Source organism: Bacillus sp. FJAT-27231 (genome assembly GCF_001183975.1).
Taxonomy (GTDB): domain Bacteria; phylum Bacillota; class Bacilli; order Bacillales; family Domibacillaceae; genus Pseudobacillus; species Pseudobacillus wudalianchiensis.
Window position 1 is genome coordinate 194,493 of sequence record NZ_LFZU01000001.1, and the last position, 13,153, is coordinate 207,645.

Genomic DNA, 13,153 nt, shown 5'->3' on the forward strand with positions numbered 1-13,153 from the left:
CTTTCAAAACTGCCCTTTTTCTTTAGCAAAGAAGGTAAGAGAGAGTCCTTCAGCAGTTATGATTTTTTTCACTTCTTTGAATCCGCACTGCTTATAGAATTGAACGGCTGGACGATTATTGGTACCGGTAGATACGATAATCTTTTTGTCACCCCCTGCTAATTGCTCAATATGCTGAACGAGAGCCCGGGCAATTCCTTTCCTAAAGAACTGAGGATGTACCATTAGACGATGAATATCGAGCTCCTCTTTGGTCATTTTAAAAGAAATAACTCCAGCCAGCCCGTCTTGGATGAATCCGCCATAGAAGGTTTCTCCGCATTGTTGCAGTGAGGCTGCTGTTTCTTTAAGAGGAGGGAGGTTCCAGTATTGAATAAGCTCAGCCTCCGCTTTATAGGCGGGTATTTGGATGCTCCATACTTTTTGAGCTGTCTCAAGGGCTTTAATATCCAGCTCTTGAATGAATAATTTGCCGTGTTCCTTCTGCATCTATACAACCCCCATTATTCTTTGCAAATTGAGTCAATATGGCTTGTTAGGACACCAAGAAGCCTTTGCCGGTCTATACGATTAGGATCGAGCATAGCATGAAGAGCTAAACCATCAACAAGCGCATACAGCTTTTCTGTTTCCAGGTCAACATCAATCCCTTCTTTTAGGAGCTTCGTTTTATGCAGATAGTGAATCATATGGCTAATCCCATGCAAAATTCCGTCTTGCCGGGCGTCAACCCCCGCTTCTTTATGGCGGCTATAAGCGATAAAGGCAAACCAAACTTCCATTTCTGCCATCGTTTCCTCAGTAGCCGGCACAAGCTCCATCAAGATCTTGACAATCGTTTCTTTCGGCGGCAAATCTTCTACTACAATTTGGTTAATTCTTGCTTCTGCTTGTTCTTTGACAAGCTCCATGGCATAGACGAGCAAGTCATCCTGTGTAGAAAAATAATAACGCAAGGCGCCTAGAGAAAGTCCGGCTTCTTTAGCGATATTTCGTACCGTCGCTCCTTCCATTCCTTGTTCGAGGATGACCCGCCATGTGGCTTCAGCAATATGTTTTTTTCGTTTATCGTGATCAACTAATTTTGGCATAACTTTATCTTAGCAGGAGAAAAAGATAGAAGCAATTTTATAATACAGTTGTATTAACAAAGAGGAGGTGATACAATCGCTTTAAATAATACATTTGTATTAAAAAGGGGATGCTTTATGGACGTGATGGTTTGGCTGATTGTAGCGTGCGAGATTGCATTTTGGGCAGCTATTATTTCAGGACTGACAGCGCGATATATATGTAAACGAAAGAAGCTCGGACTTTGGCTTTTCGCTTTAACCCCGTTGATTGATTTCATTTTAATGGTAGTCACAGGAGCTGACTTAGCCAGCGGAGCAACGGCTACTCAAGCTCATGCACTGGCGGCCGTCTACATTGGTGTTTCTATTGCTTTCGGGAAAAGTATGATCCAATGGGCAGATGAGCGGTTTTTGTATTATATAGTAAAACAAGGATCAAAGCCTCCAAGAAGATATGGGATGGACTATGCCAAACATTATTTCTCTGGCTGGCTTCGGCATGCAGCAGCTTATTTGATTGGCGGCGTTCTATTAGCAGGAATGATCTTTTTCGTTGCAGATCCTTCACGAACAGAAGCGCTAAGCGGAATCACAAGAATATGGTCACTTGTCTTAGGAATAGATTTTTTGATTGCGATGAGTTTTTTTGTTTGGCCAAAAAGAATAAAAGTATAAGCGAATGATAGCTGGCTGCTGTGTGTAAGCCGGCTGTTTTTTTTTTGAGGTTAATAACGCCTTATGTTGAATTTTACAAATTTGCGTGTGTGATACAATATTGTCAAGATTCTCAAAAAGGAGCCATTGTACAATATGTCCTTCATCACTCGAATTACTCTGTTTATCCTATGTTTGGCGGCAGTGGCTAGCCATATTCCAAGTACAGCTTCAGCAAGCTTCATCAATAGCCCTTCCTATCAAATGAATAGCCGGGAAGAGAAAAAAGTGTATCGAATCGCGGGAGAAAAGAACCTTCCGCCTTTTTCCTATATCGATAAAAATGGAAAATTCACAGGCTTTAGTGTGGAGCTGTTTCGTTCTATTTCTGAGGAGGAAGGGATAGAGTTTCAGTTTTATCCAATGAATTTTTATGAAGCGGAACAGGCGCTGAAAGCGGGAAAAGTCGATGCGGTAATGGGGATGAAGTATTCTGCTGAACAAAGTGAGCGTTTTCAGTTCTCAGAATCCTATTTTACGATGGCTGATGTCCTCGTTGTACCGAAGGAAGCGACAGAGGATATCAAGAACTTAACAGATTTACGTGAGAAAACGATTGTCATGCAGGAAGAGCCAGCTTCATTTGATTTGTTGTTAAATGTAAGACGGGTAGAATTCCAACTGGCGCTTAACCCAAGAGATGCGTTTAATTTCTTATTAATCAAAAGAGCGGATGCTTTTTTAACGAATAAATGGACGGCGGAGTTTTATTTAAAACAGTCAGGGGAGCAAGCAAATTATCAGATTCTTGAACATATTGGCGTCCCTTCCGATTTTGCCGCAGTGGTTCGTCCGGGAGAAACAAAGTTATTATCGCTTATTAATGATTCGCTAGTAAAAATGCAGACGAATGGAGATTATCAACTTTTATACTCACAATGGTTTGGGTTGTATCCTGATGGCCGATTAAAAGAAATGCGCAACTGGATTATTGTTCTTATTATCCTTATAAGCTGTGCGGTAGCGGTTCTGATTTTCACGTATTTATGGAACAAGCGGTTACAGAAAGAGGTCGCCAAGCGGACAACGGCTCTCGCGGAGGCGAATGATCAATTAGAGATTCAGCAGCGTGCTATATCGGAGGCCCATGCCTTTAAGACACAAATCATCCATCATATGTATTATGGTATTTTAACATTTGATGATTCTCTAAAACTAACGAGCATCAATGAGCGAGCCAAAACGATGCTTGGCCTGAAAGATAGGAAACAGGTAGAGACAGAGGACGTTATTAGACAGCCGCATATTGCTGAGATTGTCCGGCATTACGAGGATTTCGAGGATAATAGGGACAAGCAGATATTTTCAGAGGAAGTAGAATTGGAATTAAATAGAGAGAGACGGTTTATTTTGTGCCGCCTAATTCCCTTGTACGAAGAAAACGGGAAAAAGAATGGCTGCTTATTGACACTAGCTGATCGATCAGAAGCGAAGATGCTAGAGGAGAAGCTGGCAAATCAGGAGAAGATGCGGGCACTCGGACAGCTTGTAGCAGGAGTCGCTCACGAGATTCGTAATCCGCTCACTTCAATGAAAACATTTGTCGATCTTTTGCCAAAGAAATATGAAGATCCGGCATTTCGGCAGGAGCTGGTAAAATATGTGCCAGAAGCATTGAAAAGAATGAACACGATAGTGGAATCGCTGCTCGATTATGCTCGTCCAAAGCATCCGCAAAAACAAAGGATTCAGGTCGCTGCCTTTATCAATTCCGTAGCAGCTATTATTGAGCCAACGCTTAAGAAGAACCATATTCACTTGGAATTAGACATAGATGAAAAGCTAGACATTATTTGCGATCCCGATCAGTTAAAGCAAGTGATGCTGAATTTGCTGCTGAATGCATTGGATGCTATGGAGGAGGAGCCGCGGAAGCATTTAACGATTAAGGCTGAACCGCAGGGAGAAGCGGGAGTCATTCAGGTGATGGATTCGGGCATTGGCATGGATAAGGAGAGCGTTTCTCATATTTTTGAGCCTTTTTATACGACAAAGCCACACGGGGTAGGTCTTGGATTGGCTCTATGCTACCAATGGGTGAAAGAAAATAACGGTGATATGCGAGTAAAGACGGAGAAAGAAAAGGGAACCACTTTTACCGTCACACTGCCCGTTGCATAGAAGGAGAGGGGGAGAAAAATGAAGCCTGTGGTGTTAATTTTAGATGACGAGCCGGCCATCGGATCCTCATTGAGATTTGCCCTTGAAAACGATTATAAAGTGATGGCCGTTACAAAAGTCGAAGAAGCGATAAAAGTGCTGCAAGAAAAGCAGGTGCACGTCATGCTCTTAGACTGGAGGCTCGGCGGATCGGATGGGCTAGACGTACTGGCTGAAGTAAAAAGCATGTATCCACAAACATCGGTTATCATGATGACAGCTTACGGTACAATCGAGTCGTCGGTTGAGGCTATTAAACGGGGAGCCTACCATTACATTACCAAACCACTTGATATCGAGGAGCTGGATCTGCTGATTAAAAAAGCGCTGGAACACCAGACGCTGTACAGTAAAATCCGGGAATTAAACGAAACGATTGAGAAAATCAAAGGCTATGATCAAATGATCGGTGAAAGCCCGGCCATGAGAAATGTTTTTTCCATCATTGAGCGTGTTAAAGACATTGATTCCAGCGTGTTAATCTTTGGGGAAAGCGGGACGGGAAAAGAATTAGTTGCCCGTGCCCTGCATAGACAAGGAAAGAGAAAGGATGGACCGTTTGTGTCTGTCAATTGTGCTGCTATACCTGAAGCTTTGCTAGAGAGTGAGCTGTTTGGATACGCCAAAGGGGCGTTTACTGGAGCGGTCGGCAATCAAGAGGGGAAAGTGGCAGCAGCAAATGGCGGTACATTATTTTTAGACGAGATTGGCGATATGCCGGCCTCGTTGCAGGCTAAAATGCTTCGTGTGCTGCAGGAAAAAGAATTCACGCCACTTGGTTCTACGGAAATAAAGAAAGTAAATGTCCGGATTATTAGCGCTACGAATAAAAACTTATCCAAAATGGTGGCCGAAGGATTATTCCGGGAAGATCTATTCTTCCGTCTCAATGTCATACCGATCGAACTGCCGCTGTTAAGTGAAAGAAAAGAAGACTTACGAGCATTGATTCCGTACTTTCTCAAAAAGTATGCGGAAGAGATGCAGCGTCCGCTTCCCTCCCTTTCACAAGAGGCATGGGATCGTCTGTTAGCTTATGATTATCCCGGAAACGTTCGGCAGTTAAGCAACATTCTTGAGTATGCCGTAGCTATGGCAAAGGGAAGAGTGATTGCAGAAGAGGATTTGCCGATCAGTGTCCGTTCTGAAAATAGCCTGGTAACACCAGCAGCTCATTCTTCAGCCGCTATTGTTCCTGTTCCGATTGGCGCCACTATGAAGGAAGCAGAAAAAATGATGATCGAAGCTGTGTTGAAGCACTGCGAAGGAAGCAGAAAAGAGACGGCCAAAGTGCTCGGCATCAGTGAAAGGAGTCTCCGTAATAAGCTTCAGATTTACAGAGAAGAAAATAGTTAACAGAAAAAAATGCCGGTTAGGAATAATTTGCCGTTCCTAACCGGCATTTTTTGCCGCTTTCAAAAACCAATGCTTAATTTTACTGAATTTTAAAAATGGTATGAATGTTGCATTATAAAGAGCAGAAAAGATAAAGAGGTGAGGAAATGAAGCAACGTGCAGGACTTATTTTATGTTTAACGATCATGCTTATTGTTATGTCTGCCTGCAGCAATTCTGCTTCTCTAGAAAGCGGGGAGGCAGAAGGAAAGGCCGCCGGTCCTTTGGCAGGACAGCCGGTCACGATTTTAACAGGGGGAACTTCAGGGATTTATTTTCAGCTTGGCAATGCACTTGCCAAAATTTACGGAGAGGAGCTTGGTGCTCAGACAAGTGCGCAGACAACAGGGGCTTCAGCTGAAAATACAGCTAAACTTTCTAGAAAAAAAGCGGAACTTGGCTTTGCAATGGCTGATACCGTAACAGATGCATATCTGGGAGAAGGAAACTTCGCTAAAGTGGGAGCGCTTTCTAACGTTCGAGCGGTCGCATCGCTTTATCCAAACTATATGCAAATCGTTGCTCCTAAAAAGCTTGGGATCAAGACACTGAAGGATTTAAAAGGAAAGGATCTTGCGGTGGGCGCTCTTGGAAGCGGTACCGAAATTATGGCGAAGCGAATTTTAGAAGAGGCCGGCATTACTTATGATGACGTGAATGCAGATTTCTTGTCTTTTTCAGAAGGAATCGAGGGCATTAAAAACGGAACGACAGATGTCGCCTTTCTCTCTTCCGGCTACCCGAACTCCGGCATTATGGAGCTGGCTGCTACAGATGAAGTAGAAATCATTCCCGTGCCGAAGGAAATCACAAAAAGTCTTCAAAAGAAATATCCAGCCTTTGAAGTAGGCAGTATTCCAGCTAATACGTATAAAGGTGTGAAAAAAGACAGAGAAACGGTAAAAGTAAACAATCTATTAATCACTCACAAGGATTTACCGGATGAAGAAGTGTATTTACTGACGAAAACGTTATTCGAAAATCTCGACCAACTTCAAAATGCACACAGTTCGGCTAAGCATATTGAGCTTAAAAAAGCAGCAGAAAAACTGCCATTGCCACTGCATCCAGGTGCGGAAAGATATTTTAAAGAGCAAGGTGTTTTGCAATAAAGAAACAAGGGAGGGAAACGTAAATGGCAAATGCAATAAAGGAAATTCCTGAGACAATAGAAGGACAGGAAGACATTCTGCAAAAGTATGATAGTGAATCACGCTTTCGGAAAATCGATCATGGTTTTTGGCGCTGGGCTATTTTTGCCTTAAGTGTTGGTCTTGCCGGTTATCATTTATATACGGCTTATTTTGGCCCGCTCGATGCGCTGCGCCACCGCTCGCTGCATACAGCTGTCATTGCAGCACTCGTATTCATTTTATACCCTGCTTTTTATAAAAGAGGATCTAATAAAGCGACGCCTATCGATATTGTCTGGATGATAGCGGCGCTCGCCACAGGCGGCTACATGATCTTTGACTATCAAGGCATCGCGGAGAGAATGTCGATTTATATGCCAAGCGGAATGGATATCGCCTTTGGGCTGCTGACCATCGCGGTGGTCATTGAAGGCGGACGGCGTGTGGCAGGAAATGCTTTAACGATTTTAACAGTCCTATTTCTCGTTTATGCCTTTTTTGGACAGTATTTCCCTAGCTTATTCAGACACTCTGGAAAAGACCTAGAAGACATCGTGACGTATATGTATTTATCAACCGAAGGGATTTACGGTATTGCGATTTCCGTCTCTGCGTCTTATATTATTCTCTTTATTTTATTCGGAGCTTTCTTAAACCGCTCAGGGATGGGCCAGTTTTTCACTGACATTTCTCTCAGTGTAGCGGGGCACACGTCCGGCGGTCCAGCAAAGGTAGCTGTTGTTTCAAGTGGGCTGTTAGGCTCTATCAACGGCAGCGCACTGGCGAATGTCGTAACGACAGGGGCTTTTACCATTCCGCTCATGAAGCGTGTCGGCTATAAACCAGAATTTGCTGGTGCGGTAGAAGCAACCGCCTCTGTTGGCGGGCAAATCATCCCGCCGGTTATGGGAGCAACGGCGTTCATCATGGCTGAAACGCTGGGCATGCCGTACAATCAGATTGCGCTTGCTGCGATCTTGCCAGCTTTTCTTTATTACCTTGGCATCATTTGTATCGTCCATTTCCGGGCAAAAAAGTTAGGTCTTCGCGGCATGTCCAAAGAAGAGCTTCCGAACTTATGGCAAGTATTTAAAAAGGGCGGTCACTTATTGATCCCTATTATTGTATTGATCGGGATGCTCATAGCGGGAAAAACGCCGCTATATGCTGCTTTTTATGCCATCGTTCTTTCTGTCGTAGTCAGCTGGTTCAATAAAGAAACACGGATGGGGTTGAAAGAGATATTAGGCGCAATGGAAGATGGGGTTCGCTCGGCGCTTGGGGTCGCTATGTCCTGTGCGATGGTCGGCTTGATTGTTGGAGTCAGCACGCTGACAGGGTTAGGGCCAAAATTAACTCAATCTATTCTTGTACTTGGACAGGGGGAAATGTTCCTGACGCTCATCTTCACGATGATTGCCTGTATTATTATGGGGATGGGACTTCCATCGATTCCGACCTATATTATTACGGCAACAATGGCTGCGCCAGCTTTACTTGAGCTCGGTGTTGCGCCGTTTGTTACTCATATGTTCGTCTTTTATTTCGGTATTTTAGCGAATGTAACGCCACCGGTTGCTTTAGCTGCGTTTGCGGGGGCTGGCATTGCCGGTGCGAGCCCGAATAAAACAGGATTTGAAGCATTAAGGCTTGCCCTGTCAGGGTTTATCATTCCGTATATTTTTGTCTTCTCGCCGGTCATTTTAATGCAGGACGTCACCAGTCCCCTTGAAGTGATTTGGGTGACGGTCACAGCCATTATTGGAATCCTTGGACTGAGCGCAGCACTTGAAAGGTACTTAATTGCTGATTTGCCGCTGCCGCTTGCTGCTCTGTGCTTTGCCGGTTCGATCACGTTGATTATTCCAGGCATATGGACAGATATTATTGGTATAGGTGTACTTGCTCTCGTTCTTACTCAGCAGTTTCTCGCCCGCATGAAAGCTCGGCAGGATATACCGACATCTAAAATAGTTTAAATCTACTCCAGCCGCAGGAAGTATTCCTGCGGCTGTTTTGTTGTGGATAAAAACAAATATTAAAAAATCAATACATTTTAAGTATGCTGAAAGTAGTTTTTATCTTTTATAGATAGGGGTTCAGCTATTGAATAAGGAAAAGAGATGGTCTACATGGTTAATGTTCGGGATGATTCTATTGCTTGGTGTGATGTTACTGTCATTTTATTTACCGAACGCTAAAAAAGAGCCGGCAGAAGAACCTTTGCGGAAAGAAAAAGACAAAAAGATGGAAACAGTAGAAAGCGGGGGAAGTGATCTTCTACAAAAGCCTGGTCAGAAAGTGAGAGTGAAAGATTGGGCTACTCTTGAATTAATTGATCGTTTCAAAGTGGAAAAAGAATATATTGTCGATCGTATGCAGATTTATGTGAAAGAAGTGAAGCTGATTAAAATGACAGATATGGCAAACGAGGAAAAAGAGTACTTAAGTTATTTTAATGATAAAACGAAAAATGAGTTGTTGAGGGAAGGCAATAAATATGCTGATTGGGAAGAGCTTGATGAAGCCGTGGACCGATCAGGTTGGAAGATTGAAGAAGATGCGTATTGTATAGAAATTGCTTATAACGTAACGAATAAGTATGAAAAGGAAGTTCAGTTTTTCAGCTTTCTCGATGTTCAGTTTGGAGAAGAATTATTTTTTGTACCAAGCAGAAATTTCATCGCGAGTGACGATACCTTTATGGGAGAGAGCAGTTTTTCAAGGGTAGACTATCGGGAAGGAGAAACAAGGGAGGGAGAAATTGGTCTGCTGCTGAAAAAACTGCCTAAACAAGCGGACACAATACAGTTTTCAACAGACGATGTGCTAGATGGAGATACCCATGAGCTGATAAGCCGAGGGCAAACCTTTCGACTTCATTTACAATAGACACAGAAAGGAAAGTTAAAAGAATTTTTGAGTAGGCGGACAATGGATGGGTATATATTAATCATAAAGAGAAGAGGCTGAATAATAAGGAATTGAACGGGATTTTTTCCATTCGCTGTTTCTGAAGGAGTCCATAATGAGCCGGAAAGGAGAAATACACAATGCAAATACCAGAATGGCTTGCTGAAATCGGCAAACAAAGAATTGCCCCTTATCCAGTAGAAGGGTTTGTATATGGAATGGGACCTGAACGGCCAAAACTGATGCTCGTAGGAGAAGCGCCAGGAGAAACAGAGATTCATAATGGTATTCCTTTCAGCGGCAGGGCTGGGACAGAATTAATGAAGTTTCTGGAAAGAGCTGGTGTTTCCAGAGAAGAAGTATACATAACGAGTGCAGTTAGAAGCCGGCCTTATAAGTGGGGAGAAAAACGAACAAGAAGCGGTGAAATGATTAGAAGAAAATACAACCGTGCGCCATCTTCAGCAGAAATGCTGGCCCATGCTCCTTTGCTCGATTACGAGATTGAACACGTCAAGGCTCCTGTCATTGTTGCGCTTGGCAACATTGGCTTAAAACGTCTATGTGGTCCGGAAATGAGAGTAACAGAAGTGCATGGGCGTTTTATTAAGCAGCCTGTCAGAAGGCTGAAGGATATAGAGAGCAGTGAGTACGAATGGACGGAAAAGGAATATTTAATCTTTCCGACCTTTCACCCGGCTTCCATCTTTTATAACCGTCAGCTGCTCGAACTTATCCACGAGGATATGGACAAGCTCGGCAGCTATTTAAGAAGTCCTGATAGTGCGCTCTCTTTATACACGAATACGGCGGTGAACGATGAGCCCGATCAGAACGAGAATCATTAAGGAGCCCAATGCTGTGCGGCTCGCGATATTGCCGTAGTCAGCGAGAAGAAGGGTGATTGTACCGTATAGAAACGGGCCGACCATAGCAGAGATCTTGCCGGAAAAGGCAAATAAACCGAAAAATTGGCCTCTTTTTTCCTCGGGAGTGTTCTCAATAATAAAGGTTCTAGAGGTGACCCAAACGGCTCCGAGGGAAACACCGAATAGACTGCCGGCAGCCCAGAACATCGCTTCATTTACAGCAAATGTACCAATAAATAAAGCAGCCAGCAGGAGAATGCCGACGACGTTGACAGCTTTTTTTGCTCCAAGTGCTTTTGTAATGTAGCCGAATAGAAAAGACCCAATAATGCTTGCGATCGTGGAGACGAGATAAAGCAGAATAAACTGGCCTGAAGAAAAGCCAACAATTGCCTTGGCATAAACGGCCATCATCGCAATCGCCGTCGCAATGGCATCGTTTAAGAAAAAGTAGACAATCATAAACAGAAAGATCATCCGGTGAGCTTTCATTTCTTTAAAAGTAGCGATAACTTCGCGGTAGCCGCTAATAAAAGATTTTTTCTCAACAGCAGGAGATAACTTTGTTTCACGGCCCATGAGCATAAGCGGCAGGGAAAAAATAAGAAATAAAATAGCTGTTGGAATGAACGCCCGATGGAACTGGCCATCTCCGATGAATGGGTAAACCGCAAGTCCTGCCAGCGTACCAATATAGCCGACAGCCACTCCAAAACCGGATAACAGCGGGATTTCGTCTTTCGTTCCTAAATCAGCGAGCATTGTGTCGTAAAAGATTAAGCTGGAATGGTAGAAAAACTTCGCTGCTACAAATAAAAGAACAACGAGCATAAGGGAAGCAGGCAGACCGAATACAGTCTTTTGAAAATCAGTGGAAGCGGCAAGTCCCATGAATATGGTGCAGGCCACACAGATAAGTGTAAAAGGAATAATGTAGCGTTTCTTTTTGCCAGTCCGGTCAATGAGAACGCCGAAGAGCGGGGAAAATAACACGAGCAATAAACTAGCAGCCGCATTGGCATAAGAGATAAACGTACTGGCAATTTGATTAAGCTGCTCATTGCCGCCGACGGTTTCTTGAAGATAAAAAGGAAAAAAGATCGTAATAATATTGGAGGAGAAAATTGTATTCGCAAAGTCGTAAAGCGCCCATGACAAAACGGGAAGAGAAAAGTAAAGCCCCCATATTGGCCTCTTTGCCGCTGTTTCGCTTCGTTCTATTTGAGCCATCATCCCACCCTCTTTTTAATAGTTTCCTTCATTGTAGTAGAAGCCGAGTTAGAAATACTAAGAAATTTGTCGAATAAGAAAAAGAGTTTTAATGAAAAGAATCGGGGAAAAGGATCTTATAGAACATGAGAGGAGGAGAAGCAGATGTTTAATAATGAACGCAACTACCTCAATGAACGGGAAAAGAAAAAACAGGAAGAACAGCATGAAAAAGAATTTAAAAATCAAGCCCGACAGCCGGATCAGCAAAATCGTCTAAAGGATCAGGAAAATATGAGAAAATAGCTCACTAAAGGCTGTCTTGTACAGCCTTTTTTATTTTGAATAAAAGCGTCGAGTAATTTCTGGAAGTGGGGAATAGCTGTTATTAATCCGACTAAAACAATAAAATTAATAAAATTTAGAAAGTTGACGAGAAATTTTAGCGGATTTGCGTTAAAATAGGGACGTGAAGTGAAAGCGGGACTTCTCCAGTGCCGCTGCCTATTATTTAGATAAGTGAGGAGTTAAATAATGAGTAAAGTACTTATTTTTGGCCACAAAAACCCCGACACAGATTCAATTTGTTCTGCTATTGCGTATGCTGCTTTGAAAAAAGAGCTTGGAGTGGATGTTGAGCCTGTTCGTCTTGGCGAGTTGAACGGCGAAACAGAATACGCCCTAAAGCAATTTGATGCTGAGCTTCCGCGTCTCATTAGCAAAGCGGCACCAGAAGCAGCGCACGTTATTCTAGTGGACCATAATGAGCGTCAGCAAAGTGTAGACGATATTAATGATGTCCGCGTCCTTGAAGTTATCGATCACCACCGTATTGCAAACTTCGAAACGAGTGATCCGCTTTACTATCGAGCAGAGCCAGTAGGATGCACAGCCACTATTCTTAATAAAATGTACAAAGAAAACGGTGTCTCTGTTCAAAAAGACATCGCTGGATTAATGTTATCAGCGATTATTTCTGACTCACTCTTATTCAAATCTCCAACTTGCACGGAAGAGGATGTAAAAGCTGCACAAGAACTAGCAAGCATTGCAGGTGTTAATGCGGAAGAGTACGGATTAGCGATGTTAAAAGCGGGTGCGGATTTAAGAAGCAAGTCAACAGAAGAGTTAGCAACGCTTGATTCTAAAGTATTCGCTATGGGAGATTTTCAAGTGGAAGTGGCGCAGGTAAATGCCATTGATGTATTAGATGTATTGGCGCGCAAAGAAGAAATTGAAAAAGTCTTAGAGAATAAAATTGCAGAGAAAAATCTTGATTTATTTTTGTTCGTCATTACTGACATCTTAAACAGCAATTCTGTTGCGATCGTAGCCGGAAAAGAAGCGGCAGTAGTAGAGAAAGCATACAACGCTCCAATTTCTGAAGACAGAACGATCGTCCTTGAAGGCGTCGTATCACGTAAAAAACAAATTATCCCGGTTTTAACTGATATTTTTCAGGGTATGACAAAATAATATAAAGACCGAGCATGACCAAGCTGAAGCTTAGGTCATGCTTTTTTTATTAAATGTTTAAAAAGAGAGAAGATTGTTATTATTTCGAAATAACTTTATTCGATTGACAGTTTAAGTTAAATCAGATTATCATAAAGTAGTTTAATTTTTCTTAAATAATTTATACCTATTGAATTTTTTGATAATACAGGAAAATCAAATGGGTAGAGAG

12 protein-coding genes are annotated in these 13,153 nt (G+C 42.8%); 9 read left to right on the forward strand and 3 right to left on the reverse strand.

Annotation, left to right across the window (positions count from 1 at the left end):
* Window positions 1-3: 3 nt before the first annotated feature.
* Both AC623_RS00980 and AC623_RS00985 read right to left on the reverse strand, forming a co-directional pair.
* Complete coding sequence (locus AC623_RS00980; protein WP_049659603.1) at window positions 4-489, reverse strand: GNAT family N-acetyltransferase; 486 nt, start codon at window positions 487-489, stop codon at window positions 4-6.
* 14 nt (window positions 490-503) lie between these two features.
* Window positions 504-1,091, reverse strand: coding sequence for a TetR/AcrR family transcriptional regulator (locus AC623_RS00985; RefSeq protein ID WP_049659604.1), 588 nt, complete (start codon window positions 1,089-1,091; stop codon window positions 504-506).
* A 117-nt stretch (window positions 1,092-1,208) separates the two neighbouring features.
* Here AC623_RS00985 and AC623_RS00990 point away from each other — a divergent pair, with 117 nt between their 5' ends.
* From AC623_RS00990 to AC623_RS01020, 7 genes are all read left to right on the forward strand, one after another.
* Window positions 1,209-1,748 carry a hypothetical protein gene (locus tag AC623_RS00990; protein ID WP_049659606.1) on the forward strand — a complete coding sequence of 180 codons (540 nt, stop codon included), beginning with the start codon at window positions 1,209-1,211 and terminating at the stop codon, window positions 1,746-1,748.
* Between the two features lie 135 nt (window positions 1,749-1,883).
* Window positions 1,884-3,908 (forward strand): transporter substrate-binding domain-containing protein, encoded by a 2,025-nt coding sequence (locus tag AC623_RS00995; protein WP_049659607.1) that lies wholly within the window; start codon window positions 1,884-1,886, stop codon window positions 3,906-3,908.
* A gap of 18 nt (window positions 3,909-3,926) precedes the next feature.
* A complete protein-coding gene (locus AC623_RS01000; protein ID WP_049659609.1) occupies window positions 3,927-5,303 on the forward strand; it encodes a sigma-54-dependent transcriptional regulator in 1,377 nt (458 codons plus the stop codon).
* A gap of 146 nt (window positions 5,304-5,449) precedes the next feature.
* A complete protein-coding gene (locus AC623_RS01005) occupies window positions 5,450-6,454 on the forward strand; it encodes a TAXI family TRAP transporter solute-binding subunit (protein WP_049659611.1) in 1,005 nt (334 codons plus the stop codon).
* 23 nt (window positions 6,455-6,477) lie between these two features.
* Window positions 6,478-8,454 (forward strand): TRAP transporter permease, encoded by a 1,977-nt coding sequence (locus AC623_RS01010; RefSeq protein WP_049659612.1) that lies wholly within the window; start codon window positions 6,478-6,480, stop codon window positions 8,452-8,454.
* A gap of 127 nt (window positions 8,455-8,581) precedes the next feature.
* Window positions 8,582-9,367: a hypothetical protein gene (locus AC623_RS01015; protein WP_049659614.1), complete on the forward strand. Its 786-nt coding sequence runs from the start codon at window positions 8,582-8,584 to the stop codon at window positions 9,365-9,367.
* Between the two features lie 161 nt (window positions 9,368-9,528).
* The gene (locus AC623_RS01020) at window positions 9,529-10,236 is read left to right on the forward strand and encodes a uracil-DNA glycosylase (protein WP_082174294.1); all 708 of its coding nucleotides are present in this window, start codon (window positions 9,529-9,531) and stop codon (window positions 10,234-10,236) included.
* On the opposite strand, the gene AC623_RS01025 is transcribed toward AC623_RS01020, so the two are convergent.
* Window positions 10,183-11,487, reverse strand: coding sequence for an MFS transporter (locus tag AC623_RS01025; RefSeq protein WP_156187094.1), 1,305 nt, complete (start codon window positions 11,485-11,487; stop codon window positions 10,183-10,185). The genes AC623_RS01020 and AC623_RS01025 overlap by 54 nt on opposite strands.
* Window positions 11,488-11,631: 144 nt before the next feature.
* Between AC623_RS01025 and AC623_RS21320 the strand changes: the two genes are divergently transcribed.
* The gene (locus tag AC623_RS21320) at window positions 11,632-11,772 is read left to right on the forward strand and encodes a hypothetical protein (RefSeq protein ID WP_156186977.1); all 141 of its coding nucleotides are present in this window, start codon (window positions 11,632-11,634) and stop codon (window positions 11,770-11,772) included.
* Between the two features lie 228 nt (window positions 11,773-12,000).
* Window positions 12,001-12,942, forward strand: coding sequence for a manganese-dependent inorganic pyrophosphatase (locus AC623_RS01030; RefSeq protein WP_049659616.1), 942 nt, complete (start codon window positions 12,001-12,003; stop codon window positions 12,940-12,942).
* Window positions 12,943-13,153 lie beyond the last annotated feature (211 nt).

Coding starts and splice junctions, on each gene's coding strand:
- AC623_RS00980 (WP_049659603.1), bottom strand. CDS start 489: ATGCAGAAGGAACACGGCAAATTATTCATTCAAGAGCTGGATATTAAA.
- AC623_RS00985 (WP_049659604.1), bottom strand. CDS start 1,091: ATGCCAAAATTAGTTGATCACGATAAACGAAAAAAACATATTGCTGAA.
- AC623_RS00990 (WP_049659606.1), top strand. CDS start 1,209: ATGGACGTGATGGTTTGGCTGATTGTAGCGTGCGAGATTGCATTTTGG.
- AC623_RS00995 (WP_049659607.1), top strand. CDS start 1,884: ATGTCCTTCATCACTCGAATTACTCTGTTTATCCTATGTTTGGCGGCA.
- AC623_RS01000 (WP_049659609.1), top strand. CDS start 3,927: ATGAAGCCTGTGGTGTTAATTTTAGATGACGAGCCGGCCATCGGATCC.
- AC623_RS01005 (WP_049659611.1), top strand. CDS start 5,450: ATGAAGCAACGTGCAGGACTTATTTTATGTTTAACGATCATGCTTATT.
- AC623_RS01010 (WP_049659612.1), top strand. CDS start 6,478: ATGGCAAATGCAATAAAGGAAATTCCTGAGACAATAGAAGGACAGGAA.
- AC623_RS01020 (WP_082174294.1), top strand. CDS start 9,529: ATGCAAATACCAGAATGGCTTGCTGAAATCGGCAAACAAAGAATTGCC.
- AC623_RS01025 (WP_156187094.1), bottom strand. CDS start 11,487: ATGGCTCAAATAGAACGAAGCGAAACAGCGGCAAAGAGGCCAATATGG.
- AC623_RS21320 (WP_156186977.1), top strand. CDS start 11,632: ATGTTTAATAATGAACGCAACTACCTCAATGAACGGGAAAAGAAAAAA.
- AC623_RS01030 (WP_049659616.1), top strand. CDS start 12,001: ATGAGTAAAGTACTTATTTTTGGCCACAAAAACCCCGACACAGATTCA.